Origin of the sequence: Chryseobacillus diguaensis, assembly GCF_049220665.1 — a bacterium.
GTDB lineage: Bacteria > Bacillota > Bacilli > Bacillales > Bacillaceae > Metabacillus_B.
The window spans coordinates 391353-414367 of the sequence record NZ_JBMKNV010000003.1 but is presented as its reverse complement, the minus strand read 5'-3'; the positions used below and the strand labels follow the sequence as shown (position 1 = coordinate 414367).

The following is a 23015-nucleotide window of genomic DNA, read 5'->3' as shown; positions in this document are numbered from 1 at the left end:
ATTTTCTAAAATGCAAGATGAGATTCAAGCTAACGGCCTAACGGTAATCCGATAAATGCCTGAAAAACCTCATTCCCCAGGAGCTTGCCCTGATGAGTCAGCCTGATATGGTCTTCATCTTCCTCCAGAAGACCTTTCTCCTTTTGCTCGAGGATCGCAGCTGCAAAGATTGCATTAACCTCTATTCCATACTTTTCAGAGAAGAGGCTTTTGCTTACACCTGCTGTTTTCCTAAGTCCAAGAAACATCTCTTCTTCCATTTGTTCCTGCAGTGTGACTTTATTTTCTGCAATATAGGGGAACTCGCTTTCTTCTATCATTTTCATATATTTGCTTAAGACACCCGCATTAACCGTTCTGATTCCCTTAACATATCCGTGCGCCCCCGCACCAAAACCAAAATAAGAATCATTGTTCCAATACGTAAGATTATGCAAGCTTTCCATTCCGGGCAGGGAGAAGTTTGAGATTTCATATTGATGAAATCCTTTTTTCTCCATTTCAGCCATTAGCATTTCATACATAATAGCTTCCTCTTCCTGTGGGGGAAGCGATAATTTTCCCTTTTGCATCAAATTGTAAAAAACCGTTTTCGGCTCAACAATAAGCGAGTAGGCTGAATAATGCTCAGCATCTAAAGTAAAGGCAAGCTCAAGTGTTTCTTTGAAATCAGCTGCAGTTTGGCCGGGAAGCCCAAACATTAAGTCAAGGCTGATGTTTTCAAACCCGGCTCTTCGTGCATCATTCACCGTACGAAAAACATCTTCTTTTCTATGAACACGCCCAATCTCTTTCAGTAATTCATCTTGAAAGCTTTGAACACCAATGCTAAGGCGGTTGATTCCGCCCTCCTTCAGTATCTTCAGCTTCTCGTAAGACAAGTCTCCGGGATTCGCTTCCATAGAGAATTCAACCGCTTTATAATCCGGATTCAGTTCAGCCCGAATGGCTTCCAGTAAAAATTCAAGCTGCTTTTCATTTAGTGCTGTCGGCGTCCCGCCTCCTATAAAAATGGTTTTCAGTTCACTTGTACCATGCTTCTCAGCACTTATTTCCAGCTCTTTTTGAAGTGATCTCAAATAGCCTTCAACAGGCTGATTCTTTATAAAAATTTTATTAAAATCACAGTAATGGCAAATATGCTCACAAAATGGAATGTGAATGTATGCTGCTTGTACCATTCTTCACTCTCCCGGCTAAAGTATCATAAAAACAGACAAGATGCCGCAGTGGTCTGCGGCATCTCTCTTTTTCTTTATTATACTTGGTTTATTTGTTTTCATCCATTTTAAGGACTGCCATAAAGGCTTCCTGTGGAACTTCTACGGAACCGACCATTTTCATGCGCTTTTTACCTTCTTTTTGTTTTTCAAGAAGTTTGCGTTTACGTGAAATATCTCCACCGTAGCATTTTGCCAAAACGTTTTTCCGCATTGCTTTAATGGTCGATCGGGCAACGATTTTTTGGCCCACAGCAGCCTGGATCGGCACTTCAAACTGCTGGCGCGGGATAAGTTCTTTCAGTTTTTCAACAATGACTTTCCCTCGATCGTATGCACTGTCCTTATGAACGATAAATGATAGGGCATCAATCTGTTCGCCATTCAGCAGAATGTCCATTTTAGATAATTTTGATGGTTTATAGCCAATCAATTCGTAATCAAATGACGCGTAGCCTTTTGTGCTTGATTTTAGCTGATCAAAGAAATCGTAGACAATTTCGGAAAGCGGAATTTCATATATGATGCTGACCCTGATTTCATCAAGATACTGCATATCAACGAAAATTCCCCGTTTCAGCTGGCAAAGCTCCATTACAGATCCTACATAATCGTTTGGAACCATCACTGTTGCTTTTACATATGGCTCTTCAATCCGGTCAATCTTTTGAGGATCCGGCATATTTGACGGGTTATCGACACGAATTTCTGCCCCATCTGTTTGATAAACATGATAGATAACACTTGGAGCTGTTGTGATCAGATCAATGTTAAATTCACGTTCAATCCGTTCTTGGATAATCTCCATATGAAGAAGTCCAAGGAACCCGCAGCGGAAGCCAAACCCAAGTGCCTGTGACGTTTCAGGCTCATACTGAAGAGCAGAGTCATTCAGTTCAAGTCTTTCCAGCGCTTCACGCAGGTCATTGTATTTAGCCGTATCAATCGGATAAAGACCGCAGTAAACCATCGGGTTCAATTTTCGGTAGCCTGGAAGCGGTTCAACGGCGCCATTTTTGGCATTTGTAATCGTATCACCGACTCTTGTATCCCCGACATTTTTAATGGACGCCGTAAGAAAGCCTACATCCCCCACATTTAATTCATCGAGCAGCAGCGGTTTAGGTGTAAATACGCCAACCTCTGATACTTCGAATTCCTTGCCTGTTGCCATCATCTTTATCTTTTGGCCAACTTTCACAGAGCCTTCCACGACCCTGATATAAGCAACTACTCCCCGGTAAGCATCATAAAGAGAATCAAAAATGAGGGCCTTTAATGGAGCATCCGGATCCCCTGCTGGGGCAGGAACCTTTTCTACAACCTGTTCCAAAATGTCCTCTATGCCGATACCGGCTTTTGCAGAAGCAAGCACCGCTTCAGAAGCATCCAGACCAATCACATCTTCAATTTCCTGGCGGACTCTTTCAGGCTCTGCGCTTGGAAGATCGATTTTGTTAATAACGGGTAGAATCTCAAGGTCGTTATCAAGAGCGAGATAAACATTTGCAAGTGTTTGTGCTTCAATCCCTTGCGCTGCATCTACAACAAGTACGGCACCCTCGCAAGCAGCAAGACTTCGGGATACTTCATAGGTAAAATCAACGTGTCCCGGTGTATCAATTAAATGGAAGATGTATTCCTCTCCATCTTTTGCTTTATATTTTAATTGGACAGCATTCAACTTAATGGTGATGCCGCGTTCTCTTTCCAGGTCCATCGAATCAAGCAGCTGAGCTTTCATTTCACGCTGTGTAATTGCAGATGTTTTTTCCAGGATACGATCGGCCAATGTCGACTTTCCGTGGTCGATATGGGCAATGATGGAAAAATTGCGGATCTTGGATTGTCTTTTCATTTTGTCATTATTCATAAATGTTCTATCACTCCTACCAAACTACCCAATGCACTAAATTTGATTATATCAATTGAAAATTTAAGATTCAATAAAAGTTGGTGTGAAGTTCCTTTATTTTGTTAGAAGGGAAGTCCTTTTAGACGAATATTAAACAAAGGCTCTTTTCTAACTTTGTTGCTCATCACCTAAATACTTTGAATCAGCGGCTTTAGCTGCACTGCTTTCATTCAGGGCTTGGACAGTAAAATGGCTTGTTCGGACGGTTAAAAGCCCTGTTTGGACAGTAAGAGGGGGTTGCGCTTGTTAGAATCCGAGTTTGGCCAGTAAAACCTGGTATTTGGACAGTAAGCAGCTTTCCCTAGTCAAACTTTTACCAGCACTCTAATTCTTACCTTTCACCTAAAAAAAAGAGTTTTCATTCAATTCCTAAACGATCAAAAAGCCAGCCCTATGCACATAAGACTGGCTTTACTCTATTTATGCCGCCCTCCGATCATTTTGCTAATGATAGAAGAGATAGAATCTACAGCTTTGTTTAAGGAAGTCTCGATAACACTTGTTAATTTGCGTCCTGTTTCTGAAAGCGGGTTAAAGGTTTTAATTTGTTCGAGTTTTTTTTGCTTGCCTTCTAGGTCCTGGCTGTTTATCGTATTTCCTAGTATGGAGGCTTCAAGCTTTTTGTTTCTATTTTCTTTCAGTTCGAATGCACCTTTTAGCGCAGGATCCTGGTAGCCTTTCATTTTTTGGAGCCCATTGTTAGCTGATTGCATGCCAAGGAGGACGCCAAAAAATAACACGAGGCTGATAAAAAAGCATTTGGCAGCAAATTTCCCCATTTTAAATCAATCCTTTTCATTCCCGTTTTATTGAGGCTGGCCATCTACCTTTTCCGCTTTCCAGTAGTAATCGCTGAACACATCTGCCATCGCTTCGGCAGTAGCCTCTAATTCCGGCAGGGTGCTGTCAGTTCCGCCAACCTCGATGAGAAGGGCTTTCTTAGATAAATCCTGATTATAAAGACTGTTTGATCCTTTTTGATTTTTCAGGAATACTCCCCTGCTTAACCCAGGATATTTTTTTTCAAATATACTATGCAAATCCTTGGCCAGCTGAATGTTATAGTCTTTATCAGCATTTTTTCCGCCTATGACAAAGGCAATTTTAGCGTATTTCTGATTATTGTAGGTTAGCGAATAAGTCTTATCATCACGGTGAATATCAATGAAATATTGAAGATCCTTATCTCCTGCCATAGCCTCTTCTACAACAGGGCGTGAAGCATCATAGGATCTGGAATATTTCCAGTGTTTTTTTTGCAGTTCCTCTTGAACGTTTCTCTTTGAGACCTCTGTTCCGATCCCTTTTGCCATTAGATCCTGCTGAAATATTTTGTTAAATAGCGTCACATCGACGGCTTTCTTTGATGTTAACAGCGGCTTATATGATTCCGTTGTATGGGTGTTATAAAGAAAGACTACCTTTCTGCCGCCTGTTGTTACATCAGGCGGTGCTTGTTTTGCAGCATCTTTTTTCTGAATTTCTTCTATGCTTGCAATGGAGGCCTTTCTCGCATCCATCATGACTTCAGAGGGAGGTGCAGATTCTATCGGTACATTTGTATAGTTTGAGCCCTTACCGGCAACGATGATCTCTGTGTCGTAAAGAGAAAATCCAGGGAGTTCCCTGCCCAAAAGGCTTCGTGGATCATCAAGGCTTACACTTGTCGCAAGCTTAAAAACAGTTGATGAAAGGCTTGTTTGCTTTCGCTCATGCGGAAGCACGTCCTCAAAATAATGATTTTCGGTGCCCATCATTTGCATAAATACATCACCAGTGATACTGTTTGCCATCGTATAAATAGAGGGTGATGATGGGCGGTATTCAGGTTTAATAGAGGTGAGAATCCCCGACAATATAAAAACGAACAGCAGCCCGGCAATTCCGATACCAACTGATTTGATAAGGCTTGTCCCGTTAATTGTCACAACCATTCCTTCAAATGAGCGGTTCCGTTTCATATCCTTCCTCCTTCGATCAGGCTTGTCTATCCCTAATCTATGAAAAGTAAGGAGGAAGTAGAACCCTTTACTAGTGAGTATAGGTTCCGGAATTGCCCTGAGTAACCTGGTGGTGCAAGGAGCTGTTCAGACCGCTTGCAATAACGTTTGCCATGTCTTCAATAAACGTATCAACCTCTTTAGGAGTTACCATCAAATTATGGCCTAGCGGTGACAGCACTTCATGAATCAGCTTTCTTTTTTCCTCTTCTGGAAGGGTTCCAATGATCCCAAGAAACTGTTGGCGCTCACCTTCTTCAGGAAGGTCTTCCTCGGTCAGCACCTTTTTTTTTCCAAAGCTCATTCCAGCCGGCACTAAGGACTTGTAAGGGCGATCGCCTTCTTTCATTTCTCTGCCAAAATGCTTCAGTATAAAATCGATAGTGTCGCTTGTAATTGTGACTGCATCAACAACTGTTGGAATCCCTATTGCAATAACAGGAATGCCTAGTGTATCCATGCTCAATTCTTTGCGTTTATTCCCTACCCCTGACCCCGGGTGAATTCCGCTGTCTGAAATTTGAATCGTTGTGTTAATCCGTTCAAGAGATCTTGCGGCAAGCGCATCAATGGCTATTATAAAGTCCGGCTTTGTATTGTGAAGTACGCCCATAATAATATCGCTGGTTTCGATCCCTGTAATCCCCATTACTCCAGGAGATAGAGCACTGACTGGCCGGTAGCCTTCTTGTACACTTTCTGGTTCCAGTTTGAACAGATGCCTTGTAACCATCAAATTTTCGATCACCCGAGGTCCAAGCGAATCGGGTGTAACATTCCAATTTCCAAGTCCAACGACAAGGCAGCTTGCTTCCCTTGTAATATTTAAACCTTTCAGAAATTCAGCAAACTCTCTTGCGAAAACTTCGATGACTTTTTGCTGAAGCTCAGAGTCCTCATTCCGTATCCCCTGCACTTCAAGGGTCAGGTAAGTCCCTTCCTTTTTACCTGTCAGCTCAGCCCCTTCTTTTTTTATCTTAACTGTTGTCAGTTTTATGCCCTCTTCATTACGTTCCTTGACAATAACACCTTGGACATTAGAGTCCTCTTGTATAGGCTGAGCCGTTGCAGGCTGCTGTTCTACAGCCCTTTCATGCGCCTCAATGGCGAGATCGGTTCTAACAGTATACTGGCTTAAATCTAGCTGCTGCTTCATTCAGATTCCTCCCATGTTTAAGTTTCATTGTCTTTATTTTTGCCTGAGATCTGAAGAAACATTCCTAATGAGGCTTTCAACTAAATTTACTTTACAATCCTATTGCATTACTGTTTCCCGTTTGATAAAATATCACTTGTTCTCTGGTGTTAATTAATATCGAGATAAATAGACCTCAGGTTGATTCACGGGAGGTGAAAAGAATGCCAAATATTAAATCTGCTATTAAACGCGTAAAAACGAATGATGATCGCCGCGCTCAAAATGCAACTGTTAAATCTTCCATGCGTACTGCTATTAGAAAAGTAGAATCTCTAGTAGTAAACAACGATGCGGATAATGCTAAAGCAGCACTTTTAGATGCAACTAAGAAAATCGACAAGGCCGCTCAAAGCGGAATTATCCATAAAAATACTGCTTCTCGTTATAAATCCCGTCTAACTAAACAAGTTAACGGACTTTCTGCATAATATAAAGCAGAATTTGATTTCGTTCAGCTGTAATAAAAAACGATCCTTTAGTGGGATCGTTTTTTATTTTGGGATAATTTAAGCAAAAAGAGTTCAAGTACAAGCTGCTTTTCCATTCTCCCTGTTTTCATTTCATAATCTGCATCAGCCAGATTTTTCATGACTCCTGACAATTCATCTTCAGTAAACAGAGAAGCCTGTTTTAATGCGAGCTTAACCCTGAAAGGATGTACTTTCAGGCTTGAAGCAATTTGCGGCTGTCCATATCCGGTTTTGGAAAGCTGCTTGGCTTGAAGGATCAGTCTGAATTGATTCACTAAGAGAGAAAGAATTTTAATAGGCTCCTCATTTGTCTTTAGAAGGTCATAAAGATTTTGAAGGGCGCTTTGAATGTCTCGGCTTACGACATGCTCAATCAAATCAAAGATGTTTTGCTCAAGACTTCTTGCCACAAGTTTTTCAACCGTTTCGAGTGTAATAACGCCTTCTCCCTGATACGTGCATAGTTTTTTCATTTCCTGGTTCATGACCATTAAGCTTGCATTTGTCAGTACAGCAAGCCGCTCGACCGCATCTTGTTCTATTTCCATATTTTCTGCTTCTGCAATGGACTTTACCCAGGCATGCATCTCTTTTTCTGAAAGAGATTGAACATCAACAGCCTGGGCCTGCTTTTTTAAAAGCTTGGTCAGCTTTTTTCTTTCATCGAGCTTTTCATATGGGGCTAATATAATGAGTACAGTAAAAGGAGCCGGCTCCGAAAGGTATGCCTCAAGCTTGTTTAGCTGATGTTCTATTTTTTCTTTTTTTCTTTCCCCCGTCAAAAAGGATGGATTTTTCACAAGGATAACGCGCTTTTCTCCCATAAACGGAAGCGTCTCTGCATCTTCAAGAGCTGTTTCGATTGGTGTATCTTCCATATCGTAAACGGAGTAATTGAATTCTTTTTCTTCTTCTGCAAGAACAGCCTGAACAATCCTTTTCACTGTTTCTTGAAGTATGTATGTTTCTGTTCCATATAATAAATATACCGGATGCACCTGTTTTTTCTTCAGGTCCTTCCAAACTTGTAAGACCATATTCCGCTCTCCTATTAGATAAGATTCAAAATTAATGGTATAGGGCTTCGGTTCATTTGGCAAGCCATCGGCAAAAGTTTCATGACAAAACAGAATGAATTGGAAGAAGAGAATGCATAGATCACATTCTCTCCCATCTATATAGAACGTCCCCCTGCAAGCCCCAGGTATCTCGCAAGAAAACGATGTTCATAATTGATGTATAAAGTTCAGCTCATTATAAGTATTGTTCCCTTAATTAACTGGGGTATTGCAAAAGGAATCTGGCAGCATAAGGAGAATCCTCTCTCTTTTTCCAATAAAAGGATAGATAGCTTTTTTTTTGAAATTCCCTTATACTAAATGGCAATAGGAGGGGTAGAGGATGAATGAATTTGAAAAAAATGTGCAAAGCAAGCGAAACGATGTAGCGGATTCTGGAGTGGGTTTTGCGGTTTCTTTTGGTTTTTTTACAGTCATCTTCATCATTGCTACAGTCATCAAATTAGTCGGATCTTAATCGGCAAATCAGGGCTTTTCCCTTACAAACAAATAAAGCTTTTACTGTTGACTGCAGCGCAGTCTCTTTTTTTGCTTTGCCGTTTTCGTATAGTTTGTTCCTATTCGTAATAACTTAGAACACGTATAAAGACTAACTTCGTGGCATCTTTTCTTAAAATTCGCAGCGTATATTGGTCCGCAATCATCTAAAATAGCTGAGAATGCAACAATGTTTAAGAAAAGAGCTTTTGCTTTTTATTGCTCGTTTGAATCTTTCCATACTTCATCGTATGGCGGGTAAGTCAAAAAGGTTCCAATGCTGCCGCTAAATTGATATTGAATCGCTCCCTGCAAATCCGTTCGGTAAATGCTGATGCCTCTAACTTTAAGTTTATCCAGTACTTCTTTATGAGGATGGTGATACCGATTGTTTTTTCCCGCTGAAATGACGGCCGTTTTCGGTTTCAGTGCATCAAGAAATTCATCAGAGCTTGATCCTTTGCTTCCATGATGGCCTGCTTTTAAAATATCCGCATGCAAATCCGGATAGTTTTGCAAAAGCTTTCGTTCACCCTCTTTTTCAAGATCACCCGTAAACAGCCATGACTTCCCTCCAATTTTTGCGTAAATCACAATCGAACTATCATTTTTTGATTCGCTCCATTCAGCTGGAGACAGAATATAAAAAGGATAGGATTTTTGATAAAATACATCACCTTTCTGAACAGCAGATATTTCAACTTTTTTCTGAAGCGCTGCTTGTATAATTGTTTCGTCTGTTTTGTCTCTTATAAATCCTTTAGGGACGGCAAGCTGATCAATTTGCACCTCATTAAGCAGTGTTTGGGCTTCCCCAACATGATCCATATCTCCATGAGTTAAAAAAAGGGTGTCAATCTTCGAAATGCCTTTGGATTTTAAAAATGGCAGTGTTACACTTTTCGCAAGGGAAGCCGTATTTTTCCTCTCTCTCCATTTCTCCTTATTTTCAAAAGTCACTTTACCGCCTGTATCAATCATATAAATACCCTGCCGGTAAGGCAGCTCAATAAAAATAGAATCTCCTTGGCCAATATCTAAAAATGTTACTTCTCCATATGGGCTTAAATAAGGAAGGATACTGTGGAGAATTAGCAATATTCCCATTCCCCCGTATGGAAGCAGCCTTTTTAAACCTTTCAGCTTGTATTCAAATGAAAGACAAAGGAAAAGAGCACTAATTATATAAAGCACTTCAAGCCAATCGGGCGGCTTTCCTAAAAGAAGCAAAAAAGGATCATGGGAAGCGATCGCTTCCGTCAAATTGTCTGTCCATTGGATTAGGGTATTGAATAAGCTAACAGGCAAATTCCCGATCCCGCCAGGCAATGAAGAGAGAATAAAGCCTGCTAAAGCAAGCGGAAAGAGGACAAATGAGTAATAGGGCACATAAAAAAGATTAATGAAGAAACTCATTAGTGAGATTTGATAAAAAAAAGGAAGGATTACAGGCAGTGAACAGATTTGGGATAATGCTGATATGGACAGCGTCTGAATGAAGAAGGACTGGCCCGAAAGGAATTTAGAAGAAAGCATGAGGGATAGGCTAACAAGAAAGGAAAGCTGAAAACCTGGCTGAAAGAGCTGAAGCGGATTTAAAACAAGCATAAACAAAAAGCTATAGGCTATAATATGGAGCGGCTGAAGAGGAAATTTTAAGGATTTTGTTAAAAGGAACAATTCAGCCATATACACTGCTCTCATAACTGAATCTGACTCCCCTGTTATCACACCATAAGCAGGCAGTAAAAACAAGAGGACAATCCGCGCTTTTTCATGGGTTAGGCCTATCAAGAGCAACAGATTATAGCACAAGGCTGCTAATAAACCAACCTGCATTCCTGAAATTGCCAGAAGATGAATGGTTCCCAAATTTTGATAGGAGTCGAGAGTATCCTGATCCATCTGGCTTCTTTCTCCTAACAATAAAGCCTGTACAAGCCCTGCCGATTGTTGCGGGAAGACCTTCTCAATGTGGCGGTTTCCCTCCATCCGTAAAAGATGCAAAAAAGCAAGAGGCGATTTAGGAGCGCTGCAATGGCCGATCCTTTCAGCCACAAAAATCCAATAAATCCTATTTTGATGCAAATAACTTTTATAATCGAAACCATTAGGGTTCACAGCCTTTTTAGGCTCCTTTAGCTCTCCTTCAAAAAGGCAGGAAACCCCTCCGTATCGATTCTTAAAAAGTTCCTGGTCATTTATATCTTTTGCTTTGTATATCATGGCAACTGATTCACCGTTTTCGTGCTTTATAACAGCTTTGACGCTATCTCCATCAACCCTCGGTTCATCAACGAATTCCCCGTAAGAACGAATTTTCCCTTTTTGCAGCATGCTGACATTATGCGTCTCGTAATAAGCTGTATAAACATAAAAAAAGCAAAATCCCGCCAAAATAGCAAGGACAGTTTGATACCGTCTTTTTACTCCTGTATATATCAAAACAGCAAATATGGATGCCAGTCCATAAATGGAAGGCTGAACAGAAAAAGTAATGCCAAAGGCTGCAGAAGCAGCAAAATAAACTATTTCACACTGCAAAAACCTCCATTCCAGGAAGCGGATGATTTATTTTACAAGCTAACTTTTTTAAGCATACTCAATAAGCTCTTAAAATTCAGAAATACTTATATGCAGTCCAAATGCAATTTCATGCATTTTCTGATTATTGTGGCCGCAGCACAGTTTCTTTAAGTTCAACTTGTTCGACTTTTACGCCTGCCTGCTCAAATAACTCAACAGCATAAGGATGATTTTTATAGTCAAGTGCATAATAAACACTTTTGATGCCAGCCTGAATAATTGCCTTGCAGCACTGAAGACAAGGAAAATGAGTCACATAAATCTCTGCTCCGTCAGTGGGAGCCCCAAACTTTGCACACTGAATGATCGCATTCATTTCTGCGTGAATGGTACGGACACAATGATTATCAATTACATAACAGCCTTCATCAATACAATGCACTCCTCCTGCAATCGATCCGTTATACCCTCCTGCAATAATCCGTTTATCCCTGACAATGGTAGCTCCTACTTCAAGCCTCGTGCATGTGCTTCTTAAAGCAAGCAAATGGCTTTGCGCCATATAATATTGATCCCAAGAAATTCTGGTCACGTTTTCCCCTCCGGTACGATTTTAATTGTCTCTCTCTAGTCTAGCGATCCTTTCCAGTCTTCGTCAAAGGTTAATTAATACACTTAATTGACTGTCACCTCGTCTTTTAGCTTTTCAAAGGATTTATCTCCAATACCTGTCACATTCGTAAGTTCTTCAATTTTTTTAAAGCCTCCATTTTCTTCCCTGTAAGCTATTATGGCTTCAGCTTTTGCAGGGCCGATACCGGTCAATGTCTGCAATTCCTCCGATGAAGCTTGATTTAGATTTACCTTATTATTTGTACCTTGAGAAGACAAATTGCCGCTGCTAGGAGGAGCTGCTTCAGGAGAAGAAAGATCTTCACCCGGAACAGGGACATATCATATACGACGGTTCCATCCTGAAGGACTGAAGCAAGATTAACAGCTTTTTTATCTGCTTTTTCAGTCAGGCCGCCCGCTATGGCAACTGCATCATTTACTCTGGATCCTTTTTTCATTTCATACACTCCCGGCGAACGGACAGCACCTTTTACATCAACGACGAGAACACCTGAATCTTTGGAAGCTGCCTCTGCATCTGTTCCGTTCACAGCTGGTTTCGGAAAGGAGGTTTGCTCCTTTTTCCCTTCACCATTAAAAGATATGGCAGATTCCGTTTCCTCCTGATTGGGAGGTACTTGTTTTTTTGTATCATCCGTTTTTGTCATTTGAAATAACAGGACTGCAATGACTGCACCTATAGCAGTCCATAAAAGCCATTTATTCTTTTGAATAAATTCCATAAGAAGCTCCTTTCAGATCATATTTGCGAAATTTGAACATAACTTTTATGAGATAGATTGTTTTAAAAGGAGGGGAAAAACCATTGAATACAGGATTTATTGGGACAGGAAACATGGGGAGAATTTTAATCGAAGCATTCATAGAAGCAAATGCACTTAATCCCTCTTCCATCCGTATAACGAATCGAACGAAAGAAAAAGCCGAAGCAATAAAAAGCATATATCCTGAGATCCGGGTGGAGGAAAGTGCAGAAGAAGTTATTCATCATAGCGATCTAATCTTTATTTGTGTAAAGCCTTTGGATATTCACCCCCTTATTAAAAAAGTCTCTCCGCTCCTCAATAAGAGCAAAATACTCATCTCGATCACAAGCCCGATTTCAGTCAATCAGCTTGAAAGCAGTGCAGCATGTCAGGCAGTCAGGGCCATACCAAGCATCACGAACAGGGCTCTTTCAGGTGTTTCTCTCGTCACATTCGGAGAAAGGTGCAGCGCAGGCACACGTCAAATCGTTCAAACCCTGTTTGAAAAAATTTCCACTCCAGTACCAATTAAAGACGACATTACCCGTATTGCATCTGACATTGTTAGCTGCGGACCTGCTTTCTTCAGTTACTTATTGCAGCGGTTTATTGAAGCAGCTGTCAGCGAAACAAAAATTGATAAAGAAACAGCAGAATTACTGGCAAGTGAAATGCTGATTGGAATGGGAAATCTATTGGAAAGCGACAGGTTTACCCTGCCAGCCCTTCAGCAAAAGGTGTGTGTGAAGGGTGGAATTACCGGAGAAGGAATAAAAGTATTGGAAAAGGAAACAGGGAGAATGTTTGAGCACGTTTTTCAAAGCACCCACGCGAAATACTATGAGGATATCCATGAAATAGAGGAGCAGTTCAGCAGAGAGACTTCATAACTTATTCGGCCTCAAGGACCGATTTCCTCTTTGTCAGAAAAATTTTTTAATGTTTTTTTAAGTTTAGCTGCTCATTGGCATTTCAAGAATTTTTCTGCAATAAAAAACCCATCAATTATTTTTCGATGGGTTTTTTGCCTGCTATAAAAAAAATTCTTTCAGCACGATCTAAAGGAGACTCTTTAAGAAAATCAGCATGAACAGCTATTACGCTGAAGCCTTCTATCGCAAGCATTTCTTTATATTGCTGCACTGTAAACGTCCTTTGCTTATGAAGTTCATCGAACCTTTCGTAGCGCCCGTCTTCTTCCTCAATAAAAAAGGTCAGCTCATGTTCAACTGAGAGCGGATATTCTCCTTCAAAGCAGTTCCAGATATAACTGGCTTCTTCTCCGGCATCCGCAAATGTTGCTCCTGCAAAAATGTTCGACATTTTGTAAGGAGAGTGCACATCAAAAATGAGAAGACCATTTTTTTCCAGATTTCCGAAAGCCTGTCTAAAGGCAGCCTGTACATCGTCCTCCGTTAGAAGGTAATTCAAAGAATCACAGCAAATGAAGATGCCGTCAAATAATGGGGAAAAGCCGGACATATCCCTCATATCCATTTGATAAAATGGTATGCTAAATCCCTTTTCAACTGCTTTCTGGTGAGCTACAGAAAGCATTTCTTCGCTCAGGTCTGCTCCTGTTACGTCAAAGCCTGCTTCTTTTAACAGTACTGCAATTTCGCCTGTCCCGCAGCCCGTATCCAAGACCCGTTTACCGCCATTTCCGTACCTGTCCATGCAGGACTGCAAATAGTCTCTCCATTGCCCATAAGGAGCCTCTGACATCAGCTGATCATATACAGAGGCAAACCCGCGGTAAATCATTGGTTTAACTCACCCGTGAAGTCTTCTTGCGGGGCATCTCCCCAAAGCTTCTCAAGATTGTAGTAGCTTCTTTCGTCTTTATGGAAAATATGGGCAACCACATCTCCAAGGTCGACAAGAATCCATCTGGCTTCGTCAAAGCCTTCCATTCTTTTAATTGTGATGCCATTTTCATCAGCCACATCTTTGATTTCTCTGGCAATGGCCTGTACTTGTTTGTCTGAATTCCCGTGGCAAATGAGAAAGTAATCGGCAATAAGCGAGATCCCTTTCATTTTTAATGCAACGATATCTTCCGCTCTCTTATCATCAGCTGCTTTTACAGTGATCGTCAATAATTCTCTTTCATTCATTCTGTTTTCATTCCTCCTGTTTTATGCTTGCATGTTAATGGCTTCAAGTCCGATTGTCTTTATTTAAAACCAGATCATTATAGGTTTCGATCGTGTCAGGATAAACAGCCTGATTTTTCTTCAGCAGAAAAACAATCGTGTTTTTCAGCGCCAAAATAAGGGCTTCATCAAGGTTTTTTTCTGCAAGCTTCCTCGCTTCTTCCACTCCCGGAAAATGACGTCCTGGCTCAATATAATCCGCTACAAAAATAATCTTATCTAAAAGAGACATTCCTTTTCTGCCTGATGTATGGTACCTTATAGCATCCAAAATTTCCGGATCATTGATGCCCGCTTCTTTTTGGACAAGATAAGCTCCAGCTGGTGCATGCCAAAGTTCTCCATTATAAAGAAGAAGATCCTTTTTCATATCTTGCTCTTTAATGATTTCTATCATTTCTTCTTTCGGCCTAAATTTTGCGTAATCATGAAAAATGGCAGCCGTTTCTGCCTTTTTCGTGTCCCCCCCATATTTATCCGAAAGCTTGATGGCTGTTTCCATTACTCCGACCGTATGCTTGTAGCGATGTTCTGTTAAGTGTTCTTTTACAATCTCTAATGCCTTAGAACGTTCCATACAATCGCTTCTCCTCTATATATAATTTTACCTTTTCCGGAAGAAGAAAATCAGTTACGTACCCTTCACTGAATCGCTCCCTGAGCATAGTGGAAGAAACCTCAAACTGAGGAGCTTCCACTTCTATGACTTGAAAATGGCTAATGGTCTCATATCCAGGCCGCTTGACCCCTACAAAACGAAGCATAGAAACCAATTCATTTATCTTATACCATTTTGGCAAATATTCAATCATGTCTGCACCGATAATAAAGTAAAATTCTTTATCCGGATGCCTTTCTTTCAGCAGCACAATGGTGTCATGCGTGTAAGAGGGTCCCTGCCGTTCAAGTTCAATAGGTTCTGTTTTAAAGCCCTGCTGACCTTTAATGGCGAGTTCCAGCATCCGAAGCCTGTGGTGGCTGCCTGAATGGTCCTCATCCTGTTTATGGGGAGGAATTTGATTTGGCATAAACCATATCTCATCCAATTCCAGAGCCGCTTTCACTTCATTTGCCATGAGCAAATGCCCGTTATGCGGGGGATCAAATGTTCCTCCAAAAATGCCTATCTTTTTCATGATGTCAGGTCCCACCTGTTATTTGGGAAGTACAATCTGTTTGTTTTCCCTGGATTCTTTATAAAGTATAATGGTATTGCCGATTACTTGGACAAGATCTGCTCCAGTTCCTTTCGTCAGTTTATCTGCTACTGTATTGCGGTCTTCTTCGCAATTTTGCAGTACGCTCACTTTAATTAATTCTCTAGCTTCCAAAACATCGTCAATTTGCTTGACCATATTTTCGTTTACCCCGCCTTTTCCTACTTGAAAAATAGGGTTCAAATGGTGTGCTTCTGATCGTAAAAAACTTTTCTGTTTGCCTGTCAGCATAGTGTTCCTCCTAATTTCTTCATGACAATGTCATGCATTTCTTTAACATCAGGGAATAGGCCTGTCCAGTGTTCAAAGGCAAGAGCTGCCTGATGAACAAACATTCCAGTCCCATCTAAAATTTTGCATCCTTTTTCTTCAGCCTCTTTCAGAAAAGCTGTTTTAATCGGGTTATAAATAATATCCGTTACAATAGCTGATGATTTTATGTTTTCGAGGCTTAAAGGCTTTGCTTCCACATGAGGATGCATACCGATTGAAGTTGTCTGTACGATAATATCATAGTTATTCAGCTCTTTTTCGGCATTCTGCAATGATAATGCCCGGCTTTTGGCTTTTACAGGGCATTCCTCAATAAGCTTTTCCGCTTTCAAAACAGTCCTGTTGCACAAATCTATTTCTCCGGCACCATAAGCAGCCAGTGAGAAATAAATAGCTCTTGCCGCACCTCCAGCCCCGATAATTAAGATTCGGCTATCATGAAGCGAAGCGGACAAATAAGGCCTCAGAGAAGAAATAAAGCCTTTCCCATCTGTATTATACCCAATCAGTTTTCCGCCTTCATTCACAACCGTATTAACCGCACCAATGGCTTTTGCTGTGCTCTCGATTTCGTCAAGCAGCGGAATTAAGGCTTCCTTATGTGGAATCGTTACGTTAAATCCTTTTACCCCAAGAGCTTTTATTCCTGTTACAGCATTCTGAAGATCCTTTTTTTCCACATGAAATGCGTGATAAGATGCATCAATATGTTCAGAGCGGAATGCTTGATTTTGGATGGCAGGAGACATGGAGTGGCCGACAGGGCAGCCGATCACTCCGAATACATTTGTTAACGTTCGGCTATTTGTCATATTAACGACCTTCTTAATGTAACATGAACCCCTTTAGGTGCATAAGCAACGACTTTTTTCCCTGGATCATTGACTGTAATCCAGCCAAGCCCCGAAAAAACAATATCCGTTTTTTCTTCTTTAATCATAAATGGATGGGGAATAAGCTCAGGAAACTCCGCAGCCTTTTCTCCGCGCGGCGGCTGAAGCAATTCTCCTTTATGTTTTTCATAAAATTCATCCGCCTGCTCCTGCTTCGTGCGGTGAATATAAAGTTCATTTGGAATATAGCAAACAAAGGAAGCTCTTCCTCCGCTTATGTAGTCAAAACGGGCCAGTCCGCCGAAAAAGAGAGTTTGCTGTTCATTCAGCTGAAATACAGCCGGCTTTATTTCTTTTTTGGGAGATAGCAATTTCAGATCCTGCTTTTCTATATAATGGGCCATCTGATGATGGTTAATAATCCCCGGTGTATCATATAGAGCAGAGCCATCATCAAGGGGAATTTCGATCAGATCAAGTGTTGTTCCCGGAAAATGGGAAGTTGTGATGACTTCTGCTTCACCGCTTACTTCTTTAATGATCCTGTTGATGAAGGTCGACTTTCCTACATTGGTGCACCCAACAACATACACATTTTTTCCCTCACGGTAATGCTCAATGGCGTCAGCAATTTCTCTGACTCCTTGTCCTCTGGAAGAACTTATCAGAAAAACATCAAGCGGCTTTAAGCCGTTTTCTTTTGCTTCTCTTTTCATCCATTGAATAAGCTTCGGTTTCTTTACAGATTTCGGCAAAATGTCTGCTTTGTTTCCAACAAGCAAAATCGGATTGCCTCCAACAAAACGCTGAATGCCTGAAATCCAGCTTCCATTAAAGTCAAATATATCAACGATCTTCACAATAAGTGCATCCGTTTGTCCGACTCCATGCAAAATTTTCAGGAAATCATCATCGGTTAAGGGCACGTCCTGAATTTCATTGTAATTTTTCAGACGGAAGCAGCGCTGGCAAATGATCGGATCTCTTTCAAGGGCTGCTGGGGGGGCATATCCCGGTTCATCAGGGTGCTGTGTCTGAATATGAGCACCGCATCCTATACATACAAGCTCTGTCACTTCGTTTGTTCCTCCCATTGAATCATACCTCTTCGCTTTAGCGTATTCATGATTCTTCTTTCAATTTTTCTATTAAACCTTGTTATCGCGCCATCAGAAGATGCTACAGGAACTACGAGAATCGTATGAAAACCGTTTCTGTTTCCGCCCAGTACATCTGTGAGCAGCTGGTCTCCAATGACCACAACGTCATCTTTAGTCAATTGCATATCTTTAACAGCTTTTCTAAATGCTTTGCCCATGGGTTTTCTGGCTTTATAGATAAAAGGAATGGTTAAAGGGTCAGAGAATGATTTTACACGTTTTTCAACATTATTGGAAACGATTGTTACCTGAATGTTGTTTTCTTTCATTCCTTTAAACCATTCAATCAGCTTGGGGGTTGCACTTGGGCGGTCCCATTCAACAAGCGTGTTATCCAGGTCAGTAATAATTCCCTTAACATTTCTTTCTTTAAGCTTTTCAGGCGTAATTTCAAATATATCTTTAACAAACTCACCCGGCAAAAAATACTTTAACAAGAGCACACACCTCAATAATGATATATTTCCGGAGCGCTTTATCCTTTCGACAGCTATCGGCAGCTTTTGATTTACGCTGTATTCTCAAAGCTGCTATTTCCAAGAAAAGAGCCTTTTTTAATCCAGCAGACCAATCTCATCATAAAAATTTTTCGACAGATAATGGGAATTTTTAACACCTGTGGATAAATTTATACACATTATCCATCCTTCTATTACACATTATTGTCCCATTTATAAACATGATACTCACAAGTTATCCACTATAGGCTGTGGATAAGAGAACGGTTGTTCTGGAAAATTATTCATGTTAGATTAAATACAGAAAGATACAACCTATCAAATTATGATGAAACTTATTCCTATAGAACCGGAACGGAGGTGAGTTGCCAATTATTTGGCTATCCAGTATGCGAAAATTATCGGACGAGCTGCTCATAGAATCCTATTATAAAGCAACAGAGATGAAGTTAAGCCACGATTTTATCGAATTAATTGAATGCGAAATCAAACGCCGCTCACTTATTCACGTATTGAGAATGTCACACTAGAACTCAATGCATGAAAAAGCGGTTTTTTTCTTGCATTTTTTATTGAATAAAATTTTCATACGCTGTTGATGTTTGCTATTATAACATGCAAACTCTCTGTACTCCATTGCCCTTCAAAAGACACTTATTATATTGTAACCTTTTTCTATTTTTGAACTGAATCAAAAGCACTGCTTGATTTGATATTCTCATACAGCAGTCTCGCGCCCTTAGGGGTCATATGATAGCCCGAACTGTCAATCATACGTGATTCAATAAGGGTCTTATCAGTTGCACCGCCAGCTTTTTTGACCATCTTGCTCCAATTGTCAATCAGAAGAACCCCTTCTTCTTTTGCTGTTTTCTTCATAACGCTGTTATAGGAGTTATGCCAGTTTCTTGCCCCGCCCTTTGGCAGATATAATGCAGGGTTGTGAGTGCGGTAATAATAAAGCTTGTCTGCCCCTGTTCCCTCAATAACAGGAAGACAGGTCATTAAAACAGGCTTTCCTCCGTTTTCCCTTATTTTATGAATAAAATATAAAAGGTTTTCCCTGTAGCGTTCCTTCGATACCCAAGGTTTTTTGTTTGATTGTATTAACGCATCATTTGTTCCAAACATGATGAAAACAACCTTAGGCTTTCTATTTATGACATCATTCATAAACCTTTTTCTTGCATGCTCTGTTGTTTGTCCGCCAATCCCCTCATTATATATAAGCATCTTTCCCTTTTCTGATACCGAAAGCAAATTTACCCATTTTTCATTTGCAGGAAACTTTCTTACTGCCCAGTTGGCTTCTTGCGTATTGCTATCACCAAAAGCGACAGCTGAAGGAAGATTATCTGCTCTTGAACAGCCTGCAAACTGCAGTATAAAAAGAAAAAGAACTATACTTCTTTTCAATCGATGCACCTCCATAAACTATCAAAACTATAATACAGCCAGGCCAATGTTTCAAGATGATTTCAATCTGCAGGGAAAAGAATAACAGTTAGCCTATTATTGGCTGTCTATAAAATGCTGACAGACACGTACATGCTTCTCTTTACATACACTTGATTAATGGGCTGTCGCCTACATAAAGCCGTGGAGGTGGAGAAATGTCAGGACTCTTAACTGCATTAGGATATGTCATTAAGGAAATTGTTTTTCTTGTCAGTTATGTGAAAAACAATGCCTTTCCACAACCGTTATCTGCAGCGGACGAAAAAAAGTATTTGCTCCTTATGTCAGAGGGAGATGAATATGCCCGCAATCTTCTCATTGAGCATAATCTTAGGCTGGTTGCGCATATTGTCAAAAAATTTGAAAACACTGGGGAGGATTCAGAAGATTTAATATCGATCGGTACCATCGGTTTGATTAAAGCCATTGAAAGCTTTTCTCAGGGTAAAGGAACGAAATTGGCTACTTATGCTGCGCGCTGTATAGAAAATGAAATTTTGATGCATCTCAGAGCTCTTAAAAAGACAAAAAAGGATGTATCCCTTCATGATCCGATCGGCCAGGATAAAGAAGGAAACGAAATTTCCCTTATTGATGTTCTGAAATCTGAAAGTGAAGATGTGATCGATACGATCCAGCTTAATATGGAGCTTGAAAAGGTAAAGGAATTTATTGATGTGTTAGACGAAAGAGAAAAAGAAGTGATTACCGGGAGATTTGGACTGAATCTGCAAAAGGAAAAAACACAAAGAGAAATTGCCAAAGAACTGGGTATTTCCAGAAGCTATGTATCGAGAATTGAAAAAAGAGCTCTGATGAAAATGTTCCACGAATTTTACCGGGCCGAAAAAGAAAAGAAAAATCTGCCTAAAACCGAATAGGAATCTCAAAAAAAGAAATCGCCTCAACCAGGAGGCGATTTTTCCACTCTTCACAAAACTACGGACCGTCCTTCTCCACTGCAAGGCATGCTAAAATTCGTTCGCTTCTCATCTTATACTCCTCCTTTTTGATCATATTAAAATGTTCATGAAAAATTATAACCTGCTCATCACTTGAATCTGACGGTCCTTTGCTTTTTCCATTAATTGATGAACCTCTAAATCCCGATTAAATTGCTCTTCAGATCTTACCTTCTGACTGATTGATATTGTTATAAAAAATAAATTGATTGTCATATTAAATCACCTCCTTTAACTGAAACAAACAAAAAACGCCACAGGGAAATCCCCGCAATGGCGCTGTTTGATTTGTTCAAAATAAAACGCCATGAATTGAACATTCCTGTTCAGCCCATGGCGATATTCTTCAAGTTTAAAAGAGATGAAAAACATCGTTCGGATGAAGATTAAAAATGCTTCACCATGGCCGAATGGAAAATGTTCATATTAAATTGATCTTGTGATGCAATGCCATAATTTTTCGTCATTTGAATCGGCCTCCTTGGTTTCATTTTTCTTCACTTGTAAAGTATATCCAAAAATGGAATTTTTGTAAACAAAAAATGGAAAATTAGATATTTAGCCCATTGGTGGGCAAAACAAAACCCGCTGAAAATACAGCGGGCTATTCAGCTTCCTTATGAAGAAGCTTATTATATTTTATTGATTGCAAAAAACAAGACAGGGACCCTGCAAGTAGTAAGCAAGTCGTTCCCATCAGCATGTGCTGTTTAAAAAGTTCGTTTGAGGAATTCATAAAATGATAGCTGCCAGGGATTAAAATACCGACATATAAAAACACACCAACACACAATAACGCAAATCCATAATACTTAAAATCAGACATAAGTGCATTCAGTTTTTTCTTATACAATCTGTTCACCTGCCAATAAATGTTTTCTACTTAATACGATAACATATATTTGCAGTCTCTCAATCTTGTAAATAAAGGAAATCACTATGAATGCTGTTTTCGAGAGAGATTGTTGTTTTCCTTACATGCTTTTATCACGCATTTAAACTAGCATCAGGGCATCTTTTCCTCAAGTTTTTAACATGCCAATGGTTTCGAGTACTAAATATAGAGTCATGAGCAGCAAAGTTTAAGAAAAGAGCCTTTAAGAAAGAGCTCTTTTCAAGTCCTCTATTAAATCGTCTGCATCTTCAATGCCTACAGAAATACGCATGAGTCCGTCAGTAATCCCAAGTTCCTTCCGGCGTTCAGCAGGAATGGATGCATGTGTCATTTGGGCAGGAACAGAAATCAAGCTTTCTACAGCTCCAAGACTTTCAGCAAGGGTGAAATAATGGATCTTTTCAAGAATTTCCGCAGCTCTTTCCGCACTTCCCACATCAAAAGAAACCATGCCGCCAAATCCTCCGGATTGTTTTTTGGCAATTTCGTGGTTGGGGTGATTTTCAAGCCCTGGGTAATATACTTTGGAAACACTCTTGTGGCCCACAAGGAAATCTACAATTTTATGAGTATTTTTCTCAGTAGCCTCCATACGAAGACCAAGTGTTTTAATACCTCTCATCAATAACCATGAATCCTGCGGTCCAAGGATTCCGCCTGTGGAGTTCTGAACAAAATGGACTCTTTCTGCGAGTTCACTGCTGTTAACAACGACTAGTCCTGCAACGACATCACTATGTCCGCCAATGTATTTTGTTGCACTATGCAGAACAATATCTGCCCCTTGCCTGATTGGTGTTTGCCAGTACGGCGTACTGAACGTATTATCCACTATAGTCAGCAGGCTGTGCTTTTTGGCAAGATTTGCTGCAGCTTCAATGTCTGTTATTTTCAGAAGAGGATTGGTCGGTGTCTCAAGATAAATCGCTTTTGTATTTTCCTGAATGGCCTCTTCGATTGTGGAGAGATTGCTTGTGTCAACAAAGGTTGACTGAATGCCCAAGCGATTCAGCACTTTTGTCATTACACGGTAAGTACCGCCGTATACATCATCTGTCAGAACAACATGATCGCCGCTATTAAACAGCATCATTACTGCTGTAATAGCTGCCATTCCAGATCCGAAAGCAAAGCCTGCTTTGCCTTCCTCAAGATCAGCAATCAGCTCTTCCAGCGCGTGGCGTGTAGGATTTCCTGTACGGGAATATTCAAATCCTTTATGTCCGCCAATGCCTTCCTGCTTATATGTGCTTACTTGATATACAGGAATACTTACAGCACCTGTATGTTCATCTCCTACAATTCCGCCATGGATCATTTTTGTAAGTTTTTTCAT

Annotated in this window: 27 protein-coding genes; 5 read left to right on the top strand and 22 right to left on the bottom strand. The window is 40.4% G+C overall.

Going from position 1 to position 23015, the window contains the following annotated elements; all coding sequences use genetic code 11:
• Positions 1-29: 29 nt before the first annotated feature.
• The 5 genes from hemW to gpr form a co-directional block, all read right to left on the bottom strand.
• The gene (hemW, locus tag ACOT8F_RS07070; RefSeq protein WP_421650853.1) at positions 30-1181 is read right to left on the bottom strand and encodes a radical SAM family heme chaperone HemW; all 1152 of its coding nucleotides are present in this window, start codon (positions 1179-1181) and stop codon (positions 30-32) included.
• An 88-nt stretch (positions 1182-1269) separates the two neighbouring features.
• Positions 1270-3093: a translation elongation factor 4 gene (gene lepA, locus ACOT8F_RS07065; protein ID WP_421650852.1), complete on the bottom strand. Its 1824-nt coding sequence runs from the start codon at positions 3091-3093 to the stop codon at positions 1270-1272.
• A gap of 458 nt (positions 3094-3551) precedes the next feature.
• Positions 3552-3914, bottom strand: coding sequence for a YqxA family protein (locus tag ACOT8F_RS07060; protein ID WP_421650851.1), 363 nt, complete (start codon positions 3912-3914; stop codon positions 3552-3554).
• Between the two features lie 27 nt (positions 3915-3941).
• Complete coding sequence (gene spoIIP / locus ACOT8F_RS07055; RefSeq protein ID WP_421650850.1) at positions 3942-5096, bottom strand: stage II sporulation protein P; 1155 nt, start codon at positions 5094-5096, stop codon at positions 3942-3944.
• A 70-nt stretch (positions 5097-5166) separates the two neighbouring features.
• Complete coding sequence (gene gpr / locus ACOT8F_RS07050; protein ID WP_421650849.1) at positions 5167-6291, bottom strand: GPR endopeptidase; 1125 nt, start codon at positions 6289-6291, stop codon at positions 5167-5169.
• A 203-nt stretch (positions 6292-6494) separates the two neighbouring features.
• Here gpr and rpsT point away from each other — a divergent pair, with 203 nt between their 5' ends.
• A complete protein-coding gene (gene rpsT / locus ACOT8F_RS07045; RefSeq protein WP_421650848.1) occupies positions 6495-6761 on the top strand; it encodes a 30S ribosomal protein S20 in 267 nt (88 codons plus the stop codon).
• A 47-nt stretch (positions 6762-6808) separates the two neighbouring features.
• Here the strand turns inward: rpsT and holA are convergent, their stop codons facing one another.
• Positions 6809-7840 carry a DNA polymerase III subunit delta gene (holA, locus tag ACOT8F_RS07040; protein ID WP_421650847.1) on the bottom strand — a complete coding sequence of 344 codons (1032 nt, stop codon included), beginning with the start codon at positions 7838-7840 and terminating at the stop codon, positions 6809-6811.
• 364 nt (positions 7841-8204) lie between these two features.
• On the opposite strand from holA, the gene ACOT8F_RS07035 reads away from it, so the two are divergent.
• Positions 8205-8339, top strand: coding sequence for a YqzM family protein (locus ACOT8F_RS07035; RefSeq protein ID WP_421650846.1), 135 nt, complete (start codon positions 8205-8207; stop codon positions 8337-8339).
• A gap of 236 nt (positions 8340-8575) precedes the next feature.
• Here the strand turns inward: ACOT8F_RS07035 and ACOT8F_RS07030 are convergent, their stop codons facing one another.
• The 4 genes from ACOT8F_RS07030 to ACOT8F_RS07015 form a co-directional block, all read right to left on the bottom strand.
• On the bottom strand, positions 8576-10903 hold the full coding sequence (locus ACOT8F_RS07030; RefSeq protein WP_421650845.1) for a DNA internalization-related competence protein ComEC/Rec2: 2328 nt from the start codon (positions 10901-10903) through the stop codon (positions 8576-8578).
• A 124-nt stretch (positions 10904-11027) separates the two neighbouring features.
• The gene (locus ACOT8F_RS07025) at positions 11028-11477 is read right to left on the bottom strand and encodes a ComE operon protein 2 (protein ID WP_421650844.1); all 450 of its coding nucleotides are present in this window, start codon (positions 11475-11477) and stop codon (positions 11028-11030) included.
• Positions 11478-11560: 83 nt separating this feature from the next.
• Entirely contained in the window at positions 11561-11719 is a 159-nt protein-coding gene (locus tag ACOT8F_RS07020) for a ComEA family DNA-binding protein (protein ID WP_421650843.1), read from the bottom strand.
• A gap of 26 nt (positions 11720-11745) precedes the next feature.
• A complete protein-coding gene (locus ACOT8F_RS07015; RefSeq protein ID WP_421650842.1) occupies positions 11746-12243 on the bottom strand; it encodes an SLBB domain-containing protein in 498 nt (165 codons plus the stop codon).
• A gap of 83 nt (positions 12244-12326) precedes the next feature.
• Between ACOT8F_RS07015 and comER the strand changes: the two genes are divergently transcribed.
• Positions 12327-13157, top strand: coding sequence for a late competence protein ComER (comER, locus tag ACOT8F_RS07010; RefSeq protein ID WP_421650841.1), 831 nt, complete (start codon positions 12327-12329; stop codon positions 13155-13157).
• Positions 13158-13272: 115 nt separating this feature from the next.
• Here comER and ACOT8F_RS07005 read toward each other — a convergent pair whose 3' ends face one another.
• Genes ACOT8F_RS07005 through ACOT8F_RS06970 form a run of 8 tightly spaced genes read right to left on the bottom strand, consistent with a single transcriptional unit; the run spans position 13273 to position 18358 of the window.
• Positions 13273-14031 carry a class I SAM-dependent DNA methyltransferase gene (locus ACOT8F_RS07005; protein WP_421650840.1) on the bottom strand — a complete coding sequence of 253 codons (759 nt, stop codon included), beginning with the start codon at positions 14029-14031 and terminating at the stop codon, positions 13273-13275.
• The gene (gene rsfS / locus ACOT8F_RS07000; RefSeq protein WP_421650839.1) at positions 14028-14384 is read right to left on the bottom strand and encodes a ribosome silencing factor; all 357 of its coding nucleotides are present in this window, start codon (positions 14382-14384) and stop codon (positions 14028-14030) included. The genes ACOT8F_RS07005 and rsfS overlap by 4 nt, the downstream gene beginning before the upstream one ends.
• A gap of 43 nt (positions 14385-14427) precedes the next feature.
• Positions 14428-15000 (bottom strand): bis(5'-nucleosyl)-tetraphosphatase (symmetrical) YqeK, encoded by a 573-nt coding sequence (yqeK, locus tag ACOT8F_RS06995; protein ID WP_421650838.1) that lies wholly within the window; start codon positions 14998-15000, stop codon positions 14428-14430.
• Entirely contained in the window at positions 14987-15559 is a 573-nt protein-coding gene (locus ACOT8F_RS06990; RefSeq protein WP_421650837.1) for a nicotinate-nucleotide adenylyltransferase, read from the bottom strand. The genes yqeK and ACOT8F_RS06990 overlap by 14 nt, the downstream gene beginning before the upstream one ends.
• Before the next feature lie 18 nt (positions 15560-15577).
• Positions 15578-15871, bottom strand: coding sequence for a ribosome assembly RNA-binding protein YhbY (yhbY, locus tag ACOT8F_RS06985; RefSeq protein WP_421650836.1), 294 nt, complete (start codon positions 15869-15871; stop codon positions 15578-15580).
• A complete protein-coding gene (gene aroE, locus ACOT8F_RS06980; RefSeq protein WP_421650835.1) occupies positions 15865-16725 on the bottom strand; it encodes a shikimate dehydrogenase in 861 nt (286 codons plus the stop codon). The genes yhbY and aroE overlap by 7 nt, the downstream gene beginning before the upstream one ends.
• Complete coding sequence (gene yqeH / locus ACOT8F_RS06975) at positions 16722-17822, bottom strand: ribosome biogenesis GTPase YqeH (RefSeq protein WP_421650939.1); 1101 nt, start codon at positions 17820-17822, stop codon at positions 16722-16724. The genes aroE and yqeH overlap by 4 nt, the downstream gene beginning before the upstream one ends.
• Positions 17819-18358, bottom strand: a complete 540-nt coding sequence (locus ACOT8F_RS06970; RefSeq protein ID WP_421650834.1) for a YqeG family HAD IIIA-type phosphatase — start codon at positions 18356-18358, stop codon at positions 17819-17821. The genes yqeH and ACOT8F_RS06970 overlap by 4 nt, the downstream gene beginning before the upstream one ends.
• Positions 18359-18753: 395 nt before the next feature.
• Here ACOT8F_RS06970 and ACOT8F_RS06965 point away from each other — a divergent pair, with 395 nt between their 5' ends.
• Entirely contained in the window at positions 18754-18894 is a 141-nt protein-coding gene (locus tag ACOT8F_RS06965; RefSeq protein ID WP_421650937.1) for a sporulation histidine kinase inhibitor Sda, read from the top strand.
• A gap of 145 nt (positions 18895-19039) precedes the next feature.
• Here the strand turns inward: ACOT8F_RS06965 and ACOT8F_RS06960 are convergent, their stop codons facing one another.
• Entirely contained in the window at positions 19040-19780 is a 741-nt protein-coding gene (locus ACOT8F_RS06960; protein WP_421650833.1) for an SGNH/GDSL hydrolase family protein, read from the bottom strand.
• Between the two features lie 197 nt (positions 19781-19977).
• On the opposite strand from ACOT8F_RS06960, the gene sigK reads away from it, so the two are divergent.
• Positions 19978-20703, top strand: coding sequence for an RNA polymerase sporulation sigma factor SigK (gene sigK, locus ACOT8F_RS06955; protein WP_421650832.1), 726 nt, complete (start codon positions 19978-19980; stop codon positions 20701-20703).
• A 156-nt stretch (positions 20704-20859) separates the two neighbouring features.
• Here the strand turns inward: sigK and ACOT8F_RS06950 are convergent, their stop codons facing one another.
• The 3 genes from ACOT8F_RS06950 to ACOT8F_RS06940 all read right to left on the bottom strand — a co-directional run bounded on the left by ACOT8F_RS06950 (position 20860) and on the right by ACOT8F_RS06940 (position 23015).
• Positions 20860-21000 carry a YrzI family small protein gene (locus ACOT8F_RS06950; RefSeq protein WP_421650831.1) on the bottom strand — a complete coding sequence of 47 codons (141 nt, stop codon included), beginning with the start codon at positions 20998-21000 and terminating at the stop codon, positions 20860-20862.
• Positions 21001-21388: 388 nt separating this feature from the next.
• Positions 21389-21646 (bottom strand): YrhC family protein, encoded by a 258-nt coding sequence (locus ACOT8F_RS06945; RefSeq protein WP_421650830.1) that lies wholly within the window; start codon positions 21644-21646, stop codon positions 21389-21391.
• A 235-nt stretch (positions 21647-21881) separates the two neighbouring features.
• On the bottom strand, positions 21882-23015 hold the full coding sequence (locus tag ACOT8F_RS06940) for a bifunctional cystathionine gamma-lyase/homocysteine desulfhydrase (RefSeq protein WP_421650829.1): 1134 nt from the start codon (positions 23013-23015) through the stop codon (positions 21882-21884).

Excerpts from the sequence above, each read along its gene's own strand:
- yhbY (WP_421650836.1), bottom strand. The coding sequence starts at position 15,871 with ATGCTGACAGGCAAACAGAAAAGTTTTTTACGATCAGAAGCACACCAT.
- hemW (WP_421650853.1), bottom strand. The coding sequence starts at position 1,181 with ATGGTACAAGCAGCATACATTCACATTCCATTTTGTGAGCATATTTGC.
- aroE (WP_421650835.1), bottom strand. The coding sequence starts at position 16,725 with ATGACAAATAGCCGAACGTTAACAAATGTATTCGGAGTGATCGGCTGC.
- ACOT8F_RS06940 (WP_421650829.1), bottom strand. The coding sequence starts at position 23,015 with ATGAAAAAACTTACAAAAATGATCCATGGCGGAATTGTAGGAGATGAA.
- lepA (WP_421650852.1), bottom strand. The coding sequence starts at position 3,093 with ATGAATAATGACAAAATGAAAAGACAATCCAAGATCCGCAATTTTTCC.
- ACOT8F_RS07060 (WP_421650851.1), bottom strand. The coding sequence starts at position 3,914 with ATGGGGAAATTTGCTGCCAAATGCTTTTTTATCAGCCTCGTGTTATTT.
- ACOT8F_RS06990 (WP_421650837.1), bottom strand. The coding sequence starts at position 15,559 with ATGAAAAAGATAGGCATTTTTGGAGGAACATTTGATCCCCCGCATAAC.
- ACOT8F_RS07035 (WP_421650846.1), top strand. The coding sequence starts at position 8,205 with ATGAATGAATTTGAAAAAAATGTGCAAAGCAAGCGAAACGATGTAGCG.
- spoIIP (WP_421650850.1), bottom strand. The coding sequence starts at position 5,096 with ATGAAACGGAACCGCTCATTTGAAGGAATGGTTGTGACAATTAACGGG.
- ACOT8F_RS07015 (WP_421650842.1), bottom strand. The coding sequence starts at position 12,243 with ATGGAATTTATTCAAAAGAATAAATGGCTTTTATGGACTGCTATAGGT.
- yqeK (WP_421650838.1), bottom strand. The coding sequence starts at position 15,000 with ATGGAACGTTCTAAGGCATTAGAGATTGTAAAAGAACACTTAACAGAA.
- rsfS (WP_421650839.1), bottom strand. The coding sequence starts at position 14,384 with ATGAATGAAAGAGAATTATTGACGATCACTGTAAAAGCAGCTGATGAT.
- ACOT8F_RS07005 (WP_421650840.1), bottom strand. The coding sequence starts at position 14,031 with ATGATTTACCGCGGGTTTGCCTCTGTATATGATCAGCTGATGTCAGAG.
- holA (WP_421650847.1), bottom strand. The coding sequence starts at position 7,840 with ATGGTCTTACAAGTTTGGAAGGACCTGAAGAAAAAACAGGTGCATCCG.
- ACOT8F_RS06950 (WP_421650831.1), bottom strand. The coding sequence starts at position 21,000 with ATGACAATCAATTTATTTTTTATAACAATATCAATCAGTCAGAAGGTA.
- ACOT8F_RS06965 (WP_421650937.1), top strand. The coding sequence starts at position 18,754 with ATGCGAAAATTATCGGACGAGCTGCTCATAGAATCCTATTATAAAGCA.
- rpsT (WP_421650848.1), top strand. The coding sequence starts at position 6,495 with ATGCCAAATATTAAATCTGCTATTAAACGCGTAAAAACGAATGATGAT.
- gpr (WP_421650849.1), bottom strand. The coding sequence starts at position 6,291 with ATGAAGCAGCAGCTAGATTTAAGCCAGTATACTGTTAGAACCGATCTC.
- sigK (WP_421650832.1), top strand. The coding sequence starts at position 19,978 with ATGTCAGGACTCTTAACTGCATTAGGATATGTCATTAAGGAAATTGTT.